Source organism: Mycobacterium sp. NGS19, from assembly GCF_059813155.1.
The window spans coordinates 1-14345 of sequence record NZ_JCALEB010000010.1 but is presented as its reverse complement, the minus strand read 5'-3'; the positions used below and the strand labels follow the sequence as shown (position 1 = coordinate 14345).

General features: G+C 67.3%; 14 protein-coding genes and 1 tRNA gene. 10 read left to right on the top strand and 5 right to left on the bottom strand.

From position 1 onward, the window contains the following. Positions 1–203: 203 nt before the first annotated feature. Positions 204–286 (bottom strand) — tRNA-Leu (locus AC5Y4N_RS21030). A 244-nt stretch (positions 287–530) separates the two neighbouring features. On the opposite strand from AC5Y4N_RS21030, the gene AC5Y4N_RS21025 reads away from it, so the two are divergent. The 7 genes from AC5Y4N_RS21025 to pknB all read left to right on the top strand — a co-directional run bounded on the left by AC5Y4N_RS21025 (position 531) and on the right by pknB (position 10041). After that, positions 531–1898, top strand: coding sequence for an FHA domain-containing protein (locus AC5Y4N_RS21025; protein ID WP_499912811.1), 1368 nt, complete (start codon positions 531–533; stop codon positions 1896–1898). A gap of 141 nt (positions 1899–2039) precedes the next feature. Beyond that, positions 2040–2507: an FHA domain-containing protein FhaB/FipA gene (locus AC5Y4N_RS21020; RefSeq protein WP_499912814.1), complete on the top strand. Its 468-nt coding sequence runs from the start codon at positions 2040–2042 to the stop codon at positions 2505–2507. Beyond that, a complete protein-coding gene (locus tag AC5Y4N_RS21015) occupies positions 2504–4012 on the top strand; it encodes a PP2C family protein-serine/threonine phosphatase (RefSeq protein ID WP_499912816.1) in 1509 nt (502 codons plus the stop codon). Before AC5Y4N_RS21020 ends, AC5Y4N_RS21015 begins: the two co-directional genes overlap by 4 nt. Beyond that, entirely contained in the window at positions 4009–5424 is a 1416-nt protein-coding gene (locus tag AC5Y4N_RS21010; protein ID WP_499912818.1) for an FtsW/RodA/SpoVE family cell cycle protein, read from the top strand. Before AC5Y4N_RS21015 ends, AC5Y4N_RS21010 begins: the two co-directional genes overlap by 4 nt. Beyond that, entirely contained in the window at positions 5421–6899 is a 1479-nt protein-coding gene (gene pbpA, locus AC5Y4N_RS21005; RefSeq protein WP_499912820.1) for a D,D-transpeptidase PbpA, read from the top strand. The genes AC5Y4N_RS21010 and pbpA overlap by 4 nt, the downstream gene beginning before the upstream one ends. Further along, positions 6896–8173 carry a protein kinase domain-containing protein gene (locus tag AC5Y4N_RS21000; protein WP_499912822.1) on the top strand — a complete coding sequence of 426 codons (1278 nt, stop codon included), beginning with the start codon at positions 6896–6898 and terminating at the stop codon, positions 8171–8173. Before pbpA ends, AC5Y4N_RS21000 begins: the two co-directional genes overlap by 4 nt. After that, positions 8170–10041 carry a Stk1 family PASTA domain-containing Ser/Thr kinase gene (gene pknB, locus AC5Y4N_RS20995; protein ID WP_499912824.1) on the top strand — a complete coding sequence of 624 codons (1872 nt, stop codon included), beginning with the start codon at positions 8170–8172 and terminating at the stop codon, positions 10039–10041. The genes AC5Y4N_RS21000 and pknB overlap by 4 nt, the downstream gene beginning before the upstream one ends. On the opposite strand, the gene AC5Y4N_RS20990 is transcribed toward pknB, so the two are convergent. After that, positions 10019–10693 carry an aminodeoxychorismate/anthranilate synthase component II gene (locus AC5Y4N_RS20990; RefSeq protein WP_499912826.1) on the bottom strand — a complete coding sequence of 225 codons (675 nt, stop codon included), beginning with the start codon at positions 10691–10693 and terminating at the stop codon, positions 10019–10021. The genes pknB and AC5Y4N_RS20990 overlap by 23 nt on opposite strands. 35 nt (positions 10694–10728) lie before the next feature. Beyond that, on the bottom strand, positions 10729–11463 hold the full coding sequence (locus tag AC5Y4N_RS20985) for a DUF881 domain-containing protein (RefSeq protein ID WP_499912828.1): 735 nt from the start codon (positions 11461–11463) through the stop codon (positions 10729–10731). An 85-nt stretch (positions 11464–11548) separates the two neighbouring features. On the opposite strand from AC5Y4N_RS20985, the gene crgA reads away from it, so the two are divergent. Together crgA and AC5Y4N_RS20975 are read left to right on the top strand one after the other, a co-directional pair. Then, on the top strand, positions 11549–11830 hold the full coding sequence (crgA, locus tag AC5Y4N_RS20980; RefSeq protein ID WP_499912830.1) for a cell division protein CrgA: 282 nt from the start codon (positions 11549–11551) through the stop codon (positions 11828–11830). 154 nt (positions 11831–11984) lie between these two features. Then, positions 11985–12401 (top strand): PH domain-containing protein, encoded by a 417-nt coding sequence (locus AC5Y4N_RS20975; RefSeq protein ID WP_499912832.1) that lies wholly within the window; start codon positions 11985–11987, stop codon positions 12399–12401. A 2-nt stretch (positions 12402–12403) separates the two neighbouring features. Here the strand turns inward: AC5Y4N_RS20975 and AC5Y4N_RS20970 are convergent, their stop codons facing one another. After that, positions 12404–12952 carry a peptidylprolyl isomerase gene (locus AC5Y4N_RS20970; RefSeq protein ID WP_499912834.1) on the bottom strand — a complete coding sequence of 183 codons (549 nt, stop codon included), beginning with the start codon at positions 12950–12952 and terminating at the stop codon, positions 12404–12406. 68 nt (positions 12953–13020) lie between these two features. Here AC5Y4N_RS20970 and cwsA point away from each other — a divergent pair, with 68 nt between their 5' ends. Next, entirely contained in the window at positions 13021–13440 is a 420-nt protein-coding gene (cwsA, locus tag AC5Y4N_RS20965) for a cell wall synthesis protein CwsA (RefSeq protein ID WP_499912837.1), read from the top strand. Between the two features lie 67 nt (positions 13441–13507). On the opposite strand, the gene AC5Y4N_RS20960 is transcribed toward cwsA, so the two are convergent. Then, entirely contained in the window at positions 13508–14272 is a 765-nt protein-coding gene (locus AC5Y4N_RS20960; RefSeq protein WP_499914856.1) for a DUF2185 domain-containing protein, read from the bottom strand. Between the last annotated feature and the right edge of the window lie 73 nt (positions 14273–14345).

The window sequence follows — 14345 nt, the reverse complement described above, 5'->3', positions numbered from 1 at the left end:
AATCTGACTAGGCTCGTAACGAACGAAGGTGCTTTTGGATTTGATGGTCACGCTTCGAAGACTGAGGCACCTTCGTTCCCAACCACATCACGAAACGCCGACTGCAGAACCCGCCAGACCCCGCTGCAATCCGAAGAGCCTCACATCCTGCAGATTTCGCGGACCGATCACCACGCAACCACGCAACCACGCAAAAAAAATTGTGGGCGAAGGGGGACTTGAACCCCCACGTCCCGAAGGACACTGGCACCTGAAGCCAGCGCGTCTGCCATTCCGCCACTCGCCCGAAACAACCGCTCGAGGCTATCACGACAACACTGCCCGCCCCCAACTCGATTCCCGCGGGGAAATCGCCGTGGAAGCGGCTCAGGAACCACCGCTGACATGCGCCGATGCGATTCTCAGAGTTCTGTGGTTCCCGCTGCGGCGCCCTGGACCGATACCATGCAGATGAACGAAGTGGTGGTAAGACACGCGGTCACCACCTCGGCGGCAACGAGACGGACAAGGAAATAAGGAAGGACGGTGGCATGGGCTTCGTTCAGCGCATTGAGCGCAAGCTCGAAGTCACCGTCGGTGACGTGTTCGCCCGCGTCTTCGGTGGCGCGATCGTCCCGCAAGAGGTCGAGGCGGCGCTGCGGCGCGAGGCATCCGACGGCGTGCAGACCCTGGACGGCGGTCACCTGCTCGCGCCGAACGAGTACCTGATCACCCTCAGTGAGTCCGACTACGCCAAGGCGGTCGCCGACCCTGACCTCACGTCCGATACTTTCGCCAAACATCTGGTGGGGTACATCCGCGATCAGGGATGGCAAACGTATGGTGATGTGGTTGTCCGATTCGAGCAGTCGCCGAAGCTGCACACCGGCCAGTTCCGCGCCCGAGCTGCGGTCAACCCCGACGCCACCCCCGCCCCACAATCACCCCAGGCGCTCAACGCAGAACCAGGAGTAGCACCGATGACTGACAACCCCAGCTACCGCGGCGGACAGGAGCCGGGGCGGCCTGCCGACGATTACTACGACGAACGCTACGGCCGGCCGCAGGACCCGCGCGGTCCCGAGCCCCGCGGTGCGTACCCACCGCCTCCCGAGCAGGGCGGCTACCCCGAACAGGGGGCTTACCCGCCGCCGCCGCAGGGCGAGCCGGCATACCCGCCCCGCGGTGGCTACCCGGACCAGGGCGGCTACCCCGAACAAGGCGGCTACCCGGAACAGGGCTACACCGCGCAATACGAACAGCGCCCTGCGCCCGGGTACGGCCCGCCACCCAGCGCACCGCCCGCAGGACCGCCGCCTGGATATGACCAGCCCTATCGCCAGGGCCCGCCGCCCGGCGGCTACGGCGGCCAGCCCGGCTACGGCGACTACGGCCGGCCCCCCGGCCCGCCGCCACGGCACGAAGGTTACGGCCGGCCAGAGCCGCGCTACGGCGAGTACGAGCAAGGCGGCTACCAGCAGCAGCCCTACGGCCATCCCGACTACGGGCAACCGGACTATGGGCGGTACGACGCACCCGCCGGATACGGCGCGCCACAGGCCGGCGAGTACGAGTACGGCCAGGGCGGTTACGCGGGCGGATACGGCCAACCCGAATACGGCCAGAGTGGCCCCAAGACCGTCACGCTGCAGCTCGACGACGGCAGCGGCCGTACGTATCAGCTCCGGGAAGGCGCCAACATCATCGGCCGCGGCCAGGACGCCCAGTTCCGGCTGCCCGACACCGGCGTCTCACGCCGGCACCTCGAGATTCGCTGGGACGGCCACACCGCCTTGCTGTCGGACCTCAATTCGACCAACGGCACCACCGTCAACAACGCCCCGGTGCAGGAATGGCAACTGGCCGACGGCGACGTCATCCGGCTCGGGCACTCCGAAATCGTGGTGCGGATGCACTGACACCCCACGCAATCGGCTTCCCTCCCGCGTCGGGGTCCGCCCAAGTATCGTGACGATGCTGATGAGCGGTCGGTCTCGGTGTCACCGGCCCAGATCGAGACAGACGATGTTGGAGAAGAACGAGGACAAGGGGGCGCCCAGATGCAGGGCTTGGTGCTGCAACTGTCGCGCGCCGGCTTCCTGTTGCTGCTGTGGCTGTTCATCTTCGCCGTGCTGCGCATTCTGCGCACCGACATCTACGCGCCGACGGGCGCGGTGATGGTGCGGCGCGGATTGGCCTTGCGCGGCTCGCTGCTGCCCAATCGCCAGCAACGCCACAAGGCGCGGTACCTCGTCGTCACCGAGGGCTCACTGGCAGGTACGCGGATCACGCTCGGGAATCAGCCCGTGCTGATCGGCCGCGCCGACGATTCCACCCTGGTGCTCACCGATGACTACGCCTCCACCCGCCATGCCCGACTGTCGCCGCATGGCTCCGAGTGGTACGTCGAAGACCTAGGATCGACCAACGGCACATATCTCGATAGGGACAAGGTGACGACGGCGGTACGGGTTCCGATCGGAACGCCGGTTCGAATCGGCAAGACGGTAATCGAGTTGCGCCCGTGACCCTCGTTCTCCGCTATGCCGCACGCAGCGACCGCGGACTGGTGCGTGCCAACAACGAAGACTCCGTCTACGCCGGCGCACGGCTACTGGCGCTGGCCGACGGAATGGGCGGTCACGCCGCAGGAGAAGTCGCCTCGCAGTTGGTGATCGCGGCGTTGGCTCACCTCGACGACGACGAGCCGGGCGGCGATCTGCTGGCCAAGCTCGACGAGGCGGTACGCGAAGGCAACGCGGCCATCGCCGCCCACGTGGAAAACGATCCCGAGCTCGAGGGCATGGGCACCACGCTCACCGCAATCCTGTTCGCGGGCAACAAACTCGGCCTGGTCCACATCGGTGACTCGCGCGGCTACCTGCTGCGCGACGGCGAGCTCACGCAGATCACCAAAGACGACACCTTCGTGCAGACCCTGGTCGACGAGGGCCGCATCACCGCCGAAGAAGCGCACAGCCACCCGCAACGTTCGCTGATCATGCGGGCGCTGACCGGACACGAAGTGGAGCCGACGCTGATCATGCGGGAGGCCCGGGTCGGCGACCGCTACCTGCTGTGCTCGGACGGGCTGTCGGACCCCGTCAGCGAAGAGACCATCCTGGAAGCGCTGAAGATTCCCGACGTCGCGGAAAGTGCCGACCGGCTCATCGAATTGGCGCTGCGCGGCGGCGGCCCCGACAACGTCACCGTCGTGGTCGCCGACGTCGTCGACTACGACTACGGCCAGACCCAGCCGATTCTCGCCGGCGCCGTCTCCGGCGACGACGACCATATCGCCCCGCCGAACACCTCAGCGGGGCGCGCGTCGGCGTTCAACCCCAAACGCAATGCCGTCGCCAAACGCGTTGCGATAGAACCCGAACCGCCACCCGCCAAGCGACCGCGCCCATGGCGGCGCATCCTCATCGCCGCCGCATTGGTGCTCGTTCTCTTGGTCGCCGCGCTACTGATCGGCCGCACGCTGATCCGCAGCAACTACTACGTCACCGCCTACGACGGCACGGTGTCGATCATGCGGGGCGTCCAAGGCTCGTTGCTGGGCTACCGCCTGCAAGAGCCGCACCTGTTGGGCTGCCTCAACGACCGAAATGAATTGTCGCTCATCAGCTTAGGGCAATCGCATCCCGGTTGTGAGTTGCTGCGCGTCGACGACTTGCGTCCGTCCGAACGCACTCAGGTGCTCGCGGGTCTGCCCACCGGCAGCCTCGACGACGCGATCGCGCAGATCCACAAGTTGGTGCCGGCGTCGCTGCTGCCGATCTGTGCGCCGCCCGCTCCCCCGGCGCCCCCGGCTCCGCCGGCGGCAACCAGGGGTCCCGCGACCACTGCGGCGCCCACTCCGCCCGCCCTCACCAGCGTCGCGCCCACCACTACCGAAGTCGCTCCGCCGCCGAACCCCAACCCGAGCCCGTCGCTTACCGCCGCCGCACCGCCTCCCACGCCGACGCCGGTGACCTCACTGCCACGCGCACCCCAAGAGCCGGGCAAAGACTGCCGGACGGCCGCATGACCACGCAGCCCCAGCCGGTGGTCGCGGTGATGCCGCCACTTCCCAACCGCCGCAACGCCGAACTGCTGCTGCTCGGTTTCGCCGCGGTGATCACCGCGGTTGCCCTGCTGATCGTCGAGGCGAACCAAGAACACGGCCTCAGTTGGGATCTGGCGCAATACGTCATCGCCTACCTTGCGTTGTTCGGCGCGGCGCACGTGGCTATCCGGCGCTACGCGCCCTACGCCGATCCCCTGTTGCTGCCGGTGGTCGCTCTGCTCAACGGACTCGGCCTGGTCATGATCCACCGACTCGACCTCGCTCAGGGCGCCCTGGAATCCGGTACAGCGCATGGGCCTAGCGCCAATCAGCAGATGCTGTGGACGCTGCTCGGCGTCTCGGCGTTCTCGGTCGTGGTGGTGTTTCTGCGCGATCATCGCCTACTCGCGCGCTATGGCTACGTCTGCGGCGTGGCCGGGTTGATCCTGCTGTTGATCCCCGCCCTGCTGCCGCGGTCACTGTCCGAGGAGAACGGTGCCAAGATCTGGATTCGGTTGCCGGGCTTTTCGATTCAGCCCGCGGAGTTCTCCAAGATCTTGTTGCTGATCTTCTTCGCCGCCGTGCTGGTGGCCAAGCGTGGCGTGTTCACCAGCGTGGGCAAGCACTTTCTCGGCATGAACCTGCCCCGGCCGCGTGACCTCGCGCCCTTGCTGGCGGCGTGGATCATCTCCGTCGGCGTGATGATCTTCGAAAAGGACTTGGGCACATCGCTTTTGCTGTACGCCTCGTTTCTGGTGCTGGTGTACGTCGCCACTGATCGGCTCAGCTGGGTGGTCATCGGCCTGATCCTGTTCGCCGCGGGCAGTGTCGCCGCGTACTACCTTTTCGCGCACGTCGAAACCCGCGTGCGGACGTGGTGGGATCCCTTCGCCGATCCCGACAACACCGGTTACCAAATGGTGCAGTCCATGTTCAGCTTCGCCACCGGCGGCGTGTTCGGAACCGGTCTGGGCAACGGCCAGCCGGGCACGGTGCCGGCTGCGTCGACGGACTTCATCATCGCCGTGGTCGGCGAAGAGCTGGGCCTGGTGGGCCTGGCCGGAGTTCTGATGCTGTACACGATCGTGATCGTCCGCGGCTTGCGCACCGCGATCGCGGTCCGCGACAGCTTCGGCAAGCTGCTGGCCGCCGGGCTGGCGTCGACGCTGGGGATCCAGCTGTTCATCGTCGTGGGCGGCGTCACCAACCTGATCCCGCTGACCGGGCTCACCACCCCGTGGATGTCATACGGCGGGTCGTCGCTCCTGGCCAACTATGTGCTGCTGGCCATCTTGGTGCGCATCAGCCATGCCGCGCGCCGCCCGATCGTCACCCGGCCGCAGCAGCCGACGCCGATCGCGGCGGCCAGCACCGAGGTGATCGAGCGGGTATGAACACCTCCCTGCGGCGCGTGTCGGTGACGGTCATGGCCCTGATCGTGCTGCTGCTGCTGAATGCGACGATCACGCAGGTGTTCCGGGCCGACGGTCTGCGCACCGATCCGCGCAATCAGCGCGTGCTGCTCGACGAATACTCCCGGCAGCGCGGGCAGATCTCCGCCGGTGGCCAGCCGCTGGCCTACTCGGTGTCGACGCCGGGCCGGTTTCGTTACCTGCGCGTCTATCCCGACCCCTTGGCGTCGGCGCCGGTGACCGGCTTCTACTCACTGCGGTTCTCCAGCAGCGGGCTCGAGCGGGCCGAGGATTCGATCCTCAACGGATCTGACGAGCGGCTGTTCGCCCGCCGGCTGGCCGACTTCTTCACCGGCCGCGACCCGCGCGGCGGCAACGTCGACACCACGATCAAACCTCAGGTTCAGCAGGCGGCGTGGAACGCGATGGTGCACGCCTGCGGCAATGCGCCCTGTCAGGGCGCGGTCGTCGCATTGGAGCCGGCCACCGGCAAGATCCTCGCGATGGTATCGGCGCCGTCGTTCGATCCGAACCAGTTGTCGTCGCACGACGTGGACGCGCAGACCCAGAACTGGCAGCGGCTGCGCGACGACCCGAACAACCCGATGCTCAACCGCGCGATCTCCGAGACATATCCGCCCGGCTCGACATTCAAGGTGATCACCACCGCGGCGGCCTTGCAAGCCGGCGTCACCGAAGATGAGCAACTGACCGCCAACCCGTCGATTCAATTGCCGGACAGCACAGCAACTTTGGAGAACTTCGGCGGCAGCCCGTGCGGCAGCGGCGCGACGGCGTCGCTCAAGGAGGCGTTCGCGCGGTCGTGCAACACCGCGTTCGTCCAGCTGGGATTGAAGACCGGTACCGATGCGCTGCGCACCATGGCGGCGGCGTTCGGCCTGGACGCGCCGCTCGAGCCGATCCCCCTTCAGGTGGCCGAGTCCACCGTCGGCCCGATCCCCGACCAAGCGGCCTTGGGCATGTCGGCGATCGGCCAGAAGGACGTCGCGCTGACCCCGCTGCAGAACGCGATGGTGGCCGCGGCGATCGCGAACCGTGGCCTCATGATGCAGCCGTACCTGGTCGACAGCCTCAAAGCCCCCGACCTCACCACCATCAACACCACCCAACCGCGGGAACTGCGGCGTGCGGTGTCCCAACAGGTCGCGGCTAAGCTGACGGAACTGATGATCGGTGCTGAGCAGGTAACACAGCAGAAAGGGGCCATTCCCGGCGTGCAGATCGCGTCCAAGACCGGGACGGCCGAGCATGGCACCGACCCGCGCAACACTCCACCGCATGCCTGGTACATCGCCTTCGCGCCCGCCCAAAGCCCGCGGGTGGCCGTCGCGGTGGTGGTGGAGAACGGCGGCAACCGGCTGTCGGCGACCGGTGGTGCGCTGGCCGCGCCGGTGGGCCGGGCGGTGATCGAGGCGGCGCTTCGGGAGGGCACATGACGGCCCGCGTGGGTGTCACGCTGTCCGGCCGCTACCGGCTGCAGCGGCTCATCGCCACCGGCGGCATGGGCCAGGTGTGGGAGGCGGTCGACAGCCGCCTCGGCCGGCGGGTGGCCGTCAAGGTGCTCAAACAGGAATTCAGCTCCGATCCCGAGTTCATCGAACGGTTCCGCGCCGAGGCGCGCACCGTCGCCATGCTCAACCACCCCGGCATCGCCACCGTCTACGACTACGGCGAAACCGAGATGGAGGCCGACGGCCGCACCGCCTACCTGGTGATGGAACTGGTCAACGGCGAGCCGCTGAACTCCGTGCTCAAGCGCACCGGCCGGCTGTCGCTGCGGCACTCGCTCGACATGCTCGAGCAGACCGGGCGTGCGCTGCAAGTTGCGCACACCGCGGGGCTGGTGCACCGCGACGTCAAGCCCGGCAACATTCTCATCACGCCCACGGGTCAGGTGAAGCTCACCGACTTCGGCATCGCCAAAGCGGTGGACGCGGCCCCGGTGACGCAGACCGGGATGGTCATGGGCACCGCGCAGTACATCGCGCCGGAGCAGGCCCTCGGTCACGACGCCACCGCGGCCAGTGATGTGTACTCGTTGGGAGTGGTTGGCTACGAAGCGGTCTCGGGCAAGCGGCCGTTCACCGGTGACGGTGCGCTCACGGTGGCGATGAAGCACATCAAGGAGACGCCGCCGCCGCTGCCGGCCGACCTGCCGCCCAACGTTCGCGAACTCATCGAGATCACCCTGGCCAAGAACCCCGGCGCGCGCTACCGCAACGGCGGGCAGTTCGCCGACGCCGTCGCCGCGGTCCGCGCGGGCCGCCGTCCGCCGCGGCCGAACGCCGCACCCACCATCAACCGGGCCGCCCCTGCGGCCATCCCGTCCGGAGCACAGGCCCGCGCCGAGATGACGGCACGCTCGGGCGCGATGACCGGCGCCCGCGTTCGGCCGGCCACCGGGTCGCACCGGCCCCCACCGCCGCGGCGCACCTTCTCGTCGGGGCAGCGGGCGCTGCTGTGGGCGGCCGGTGTGCTGGGTGCTCTGGCCATCGTGATCGCGGTGCTGCTGGTCATCCAATACCGCGACAAGCAAGAGCAGATCCAGCAGCCGCAAGAGACGACGATCACCCAGACCGAGCCTGCTCCAGCTCCGGCCACCCCGGGTAGTTGGACGTCGCCGGGCACCGGGCCACAGACTGGGTACGCACCTCTTGCGGCGTCTGTCGTTTCCGTGTCGCCGCCACCACACGACGAGACCTTGGAATGACGACACCGCAGCATTTGTCCGATCGCTATGAACTCGGCGAGATCCTGGGCTTCGGCGGGATGTCCGAGGTTCATCTCGCGCGGGATCTGCGGCTGCACCGAGACGTCGCGGTGAAGGTGCTGCGCGCCGACTTGGCCCGCGACCCCAGCTTCTACCTGCGGTTTCGCCGCGAGGCCCAGAACGCTGCGGCATTGAACCACCCGGCGATCGTCGCCGTGTACGACACCGGCGAGGCCGAGACGTCCGCGGGTCCACTGCCCTACATCGTCATGGAGTACGTCGACGGGATCACGCTGCGCGACATCGTGCACAACGAGGGGCCGATTCCGCCCCGCAAGGCCATCGAGATCATCGCCGATGCGTGTCAGGCGCTGAACTTCTCCCACCAGCACGGCATCATCCACCGCGACGTCAAGCCGGCCAACATCATGATCAGCCGCACGGGTGCGGTGAAAGTCATGGACTTCGGCATCGCTCGCGCGCTGGCCGACTCCAGCAGCGTCACCCAGACCGCGGCCGTGATCGGTACCGCGCAGTATCTGTCGCCCGAGCAGGCTCGCGGCGACGCAGTCGACGCCCGCTCCGACGTGTACTCGCTGGGCTGCGTGCTCTACGAAATCCTCACGGGCGAGCCGCCTTTCGTCGGCGACTCCCCGGTGGCCGTGGCCTACCAGCACGTCCGCGAGGCGCCCGTCCCGCCGTCGCAGAAGCACGAGGGCATCTCCGCCGACCTCGACGCCGTGGTGCTCAAGGCGCTGGCGAAGAATCCCGACAACCGCTACCAGACGGCGGCCGAGATGCGCGCCGACCTGATTCGGGTGCACAACGGCGAACCGCCTGAGGCGCCGAAGGTGCTCACCGATGCCGAACGCACGTCGCTGCTGTCTTCTTCTGCGACCAACCGCTCGGCGTCACCGGTCGCGGTGCCGCCGCGCCAGGACGACGCCGGCCGGGGAGCGGGCAGGAGATCGGTGCGCCGGTGGTTGATCGCCGTGGCGGTGCTGGCGGTGCTGACGGTCGCGGTGACTGTGCTGATCAATGCGATCAGCGGTCCCACCCACGCGGTGCAGGTGCCCAACGTGGCCAACAAGCCCTCAGCCGATGCGGTGGCGACCCTGCAGAACCGCGGGTTCAAAGTCCGCACGCTGCAAAAGCCCGACTCGACGGTGGCGCCCGACCGCGTCATCGACACCGATCCCAAGGCCGGTGATTCCGCCGACCAGGGCTCGGAGGTGACGCTCAACGTGTCCACCGGGCCTGAGCAGCGCGAGATCCCCGACGTGTCCAACATGAGCTACCCCGATGCGGTGCGCCGCCTGACGGCCGCGGGCTTCGGCAAGGTCAAGCAGGTGCTGACCCCGTCGACACCGGAGCAGAAGGACCGCGTCGTCGAAACCAACCCACCGGCCAATCAGACCGCCCCGGTGACGTTCGAGATCTCCGTACTGGTGGGGACCGGTCCGGAGAAGGCCGACGTGCCCGACGTTGCGGGCCAGTCCGAGGAGCAGGCCCGGGCGACGCTGACTGCGGCCGGCTTCAACAACATCGTCTCGGCTCCGGTGGACAGCACGCGGCCCGCCGGCTCGGTAATCGGCACCAATCCGCCTGCAGCACAGTCGGTTCCGAAGGACGCCGTGATCCAGCTACAGGTGTCGAAGGCCAACCAGTTCGTGATGCCCGATCTCACCGGCATGTTCTGGACCGATGCCGAGCCGCAGCTACGCGCACTCGGCTGGACCGGCATCCTGGTCAAGGGCGCCGACGTGCCCGGCAACGATCAGCAGCGCAACCGGGTGGTCTACCAGAGCCCGGCACCGGGCACCGGGGTGAACCGCGACGGCAACATCACGCTGAAGTTCGGTTCGTAGGGATCAGCGCCGCGCGCACGGTATCGGCGACCTCGTTCTCCAGCCGGCGCACCAGCGCTTCGTCCGGCGCGGCACCGCAGACCGCCAGCCAGTTCGCCAGCATCCGGTGACCGCCCTGGGTGAGGATCGACTCGGGGTGAAACTGCACGCCGTGAATCGGCAGTTCGGTGTGCTGTAACCCCATGATCACGCCGCTTTCGGTGTGCGCGGTCGGGGTCAGGTCGTCGGGCACCGTGTCGGGCAGTACGGTCAGCGAGTGGTACCGGGTTGCGACGAACGGATTCGGAAGTCCTTGCAGCACACCGGCATTCGTGTGGTAGACGGTGCTGGTCTTGCCGTGCAGCAGCTCGGGCGCGCGGTCCACGGTGGCGCCGAACGCGACGCCGATGGCTTGATGGCCCAGGCATACGCCGAGTAGGGGAGTGCCGGTCTGGGCGCATGCGCGCACCAACGGGATCGACGCGCCGGCACGTTCGGGGGTGCCCGGCCCGGGGCTCAGCAGCACGCCGTCGTAGTTCTGGGCGACAGCGACCGGATCGGCGAGGTGGGGGTCGTCGTTGCGCCAGACCTGTGCCTGCACACCCAGCTGCCCGAGGTACTGGACCAGGTTGAAAACGAAGCTGTCGTAATTGTCGACGACCAGAATGCGCACCATGCCAGGTTAACGGGCGCTTGCGGCGGCTCGGTTCAGCCGGCCGGTCGGGCGTAGTGCATCGCGACCGGTTCGGTGTAGCCGATCACCTCCACCTCGGCCCGCGGCTCTTCGGTGTAACCCAGCCCGAACCGGGCCACGTACTGCTTGTACAGGGTGACCAGTGGGGCGGCCGCCAACGCAGACTGCATCCTCGCGACGTCACCGATGGCCGTCACCGTGTAGGGCGGACTGTAAGTTTTGCCGTGCAGCAGCAACGTGTTTCCCACACACCGCGGCGCCGACGTCGCGATCAGGCGCTGGTCTTGCATCTGCACGGCCTCCGCGCCGCCGCTCCACAGCGCGTTCAGAACGGCCTGAATGTCTTGTTGGTGCACGACGAGGTCGTCCGGGGAGGCGTCGCGCGGGAACCTGCCGTTGGCGTCTCGCTGCGCGTCGGTAAGTGTGACCACCAGGCCGGGGCCGCGCATCGGGGCCAGCCCGGCCGCCACGGCCAGCGGCGCGGCTCTGATCAACAGGGCCGCCACCTGCGAGTCGTTGACGGCCGGTCCGGCGCGCGCGGCGTCGACCTGGTGTACCAACGCGTCGCGTTGAGCGCTGAGCCGGTCGACGGACTGCTGAGCTTCGCGGACCAAATCCACCAGCCGCGGGGAGTCGCTGCGCCGGATTTCGCTACCGCCGGACACGCTGTGCGTGGTGGCCAGCAGGACGCCCGCCAGCAGGCACACCACCGGCACGCCGATCCGCCAAGCGCTGCGCCGCGTCGTCACGTGTGCATCTTCGCAGCTACGGCAGTCCGAGCGCGCGCGATGGTTGGGTTAATCTCAATTGCACCTGCAGCGGGGAGAGGAGCCCATGCCGAAGTCCAAGGTCCGCAAGAAAAACGATCTCACGGCCCGGTCCGTCAGTCGTACGCCGGTCAAGGTCAAGTCGGGCCCGTCCAGTGTGTGGTTCGTCGCGTTCTTCGTCGGCCTGATGTTGATCGGGCTGTTATGGCTTCTCGTTTTCCAGCTCGCGGTTGCCAGCGGCAACCAGCCGACCTGGCTGCAGTGGATGGCCGACCTCAACGTGTGGAACTACGCGATCGCGTTTGCCTTCATGATCAGCGGCCTGTTGCTCACCATGCGCTGGCACTGAGCCGACACGATGGGGTGGCAGCAGTCGCGGTTTTCGAGGGCTTTCCGCGTCCGACACTTTGCCGTTACCCAATCACACCGATGTGATTCATCCCCATTGTTGATAGCACCTGTGGATAACTGCATCTGGTGTGGTAGGCGCCTGCGGATAATCAATGCAGCAAACTGAGTGGGGCCCGAATCCGATTGCCATCGCCGGGTGTGGCGCGCTAGGATTTCTGCTGACGTCAGCGGCTGTGACGCTCGTCACAGATGCTCCGGGCCGGTTTTTGGTGGGCATTGCCGGCGTCGGGCTGCTGATCTTTGCGGGCTTCTCGCTTCGCGCGCGGCCCAAGCTGGCAATCACGCCCGGCGGGCTCGCGATCCGGGGTTGGTGGCGGACCCGGGTGTTGGCCCAGCCCCAGATCGACGTCATCCGGATCACGGAGTTCCGGCGGCTGGCACGCAAAGTCCGGTTGCTCGAAGTCGACACCGTCGACGGCCGGTTGATCGTGTTCAGCCGCTGGGATCTGGGAACCGACCCAGTCGACGTGCTGGACGCGCTGACCGCAGCCGGCTATGCCGGCCGGTAGCGCTACTGCGTCACGCTGATCGAGTTGATCACCACCGGCTCGGTGGGGCGGTCGCGCGCGTCGGTGGCGGTGGTGGCGATCGCGTCGACGACGCGCTGCGACTCGGGGTCGACGATCTCGCCGAAGATCGTGTGCTTGCGGTTCAGATGCGGCGTCTTGGTGACGGTGATGAAGAACTGCGAGCCGTTGGTGCCCGGACCCGCGTTGGCCATTGCCAGCAGGTAGGGCTTGTCGAACTGCAACTCCGGGTGGAACTCGTCGGCGAATTGGTAGCCGGGGCCGCCGCGGCCAGTGCCGGTCGGGTCGCCGCCCTGGATCATGAACCCGTCGATCACCCGGTGGAAGACGGCGCCGTCGTAGAACGGGCCGGATTTACCGCCCTTCGCGTTCTGCGTGCTGTATTCCTTTGTGCCCGTTGCCAATCCGATGAAGTTGGCGACGGTCTTGGGTGCGTGATTGCCGAACAGCGCGATCTTGATGTCGCCGCGGTTGGTGTGCAGGGTGGCAGTTGCGGTCTGGATGGGGCTCGTCACGGGATGCCAGTGTGCCATGCCCGTTCCGTCCGGTCCGACGCGCACGGTCCGATACGCTCGACCCCGACTTGGCAGAAAGGCGGACCGTGACAACCAAGACCCGGCTGACCCCGCGGCAGCGTCTGACCCGAGGCTTGCAGTACACCACTGTGGGACCCGTCGACATCACGCTCGGCACGGTGGGCCTCGGCGCGCAGGGGGCGTCGTCGGCCGGCCAGCGCCTGCGCGAGCGCTACCGGCAGAGCCGTGTCGCCAGGGAAGTCAGCGCAGCGCAAGAGACGCTTGCCCGTGAGCTGGCCGCCGCGCAGCAGGTGGTCGCGAACCTGCCTCAGGCGCTGCAAGACGCACGCCAGCCGCGTAACAGGCGGCGCCGGATCGCGCTGCTGACGGCCGCCGGCGTCGCGACGTTGGCCGGGGGAGCGGTCGCATTTTCGATCGTGCGGCGGTCCATGCAGCCCGAGCCGTCACCGCGGCCACCGAGCGTCGAGGTCGAGCCGCGGCCGTAACCGCAGGGCGCGCAGTATTGAAAGCGGTCAGGATGCGCCAATGACCGAAAAGTGGGCACATCGCTGCTTACTGGTCCGCCGACGGCACCGTCTGGATCGACCGCACAAGCTCTTGGGCGAAGGTCAGGTCGTCGCCGCTATCGAAATACAAGCTGAATTGGACATGGCCGGGATGGCTGACCGCGAACCCATACATCGCGGGCAGCCGACCATCTTCGGCGGTTTCGTCCAGGCGGTAAGTGACGTAGTGCATGTCCTTCTGCGACCACTCCCGCTGGTCGTAACCATCCGGTGAAATGTGGGCTTTGACTTGTTGCAGGCGGTGGATCGGCGTGTCGTTCTTCGGATTTCCCCACGGAGTGAGGGTCGCCGTGAGGCCGGGCCGCCAGAACACGGCGCAGTTGGCAGTGCGCGTGCCATCCTCGCGGTCGATGCGGGCGTTCATCGGCTCGGGCAACGTGAGTGCCCAGTGGGCGGTCAGCTCGTGATAGCCCGTCACGACCGGAAACTCAGGATTCAGCGACGGCGGGAGCGGATCGTGTTTGTCGCGCGGTGCACCGTCAGGGTCTTCGAAGAAGCGGTCACCGTGGCGGATGAACGCGGTGCCGCTCGCCGCGTTCAGGAATGGCAGGATGGCGCGGTCGTGGTTGGCGATCTCGTTGAGAGACCACAGACCCAGGTTGTCTGGGTTTTCCAGGTAGGCCGGAGTCTCGTCACCCGCAGCGAATGTCCAGCCGAAGTGATCACGGAACATGTAGCCGACGGGGCGGCCGTCGACACCGATCCGGTCGGTGACGATGCACGCATCGTCCGGGGCAAGCGCCTCGACAATGTGTTCGGATGACAGCCGGTACTTCTTCGTGCGCCTAGGCGGTCGGAGTTTTGGGGTCCACGCGTTGCCGTCC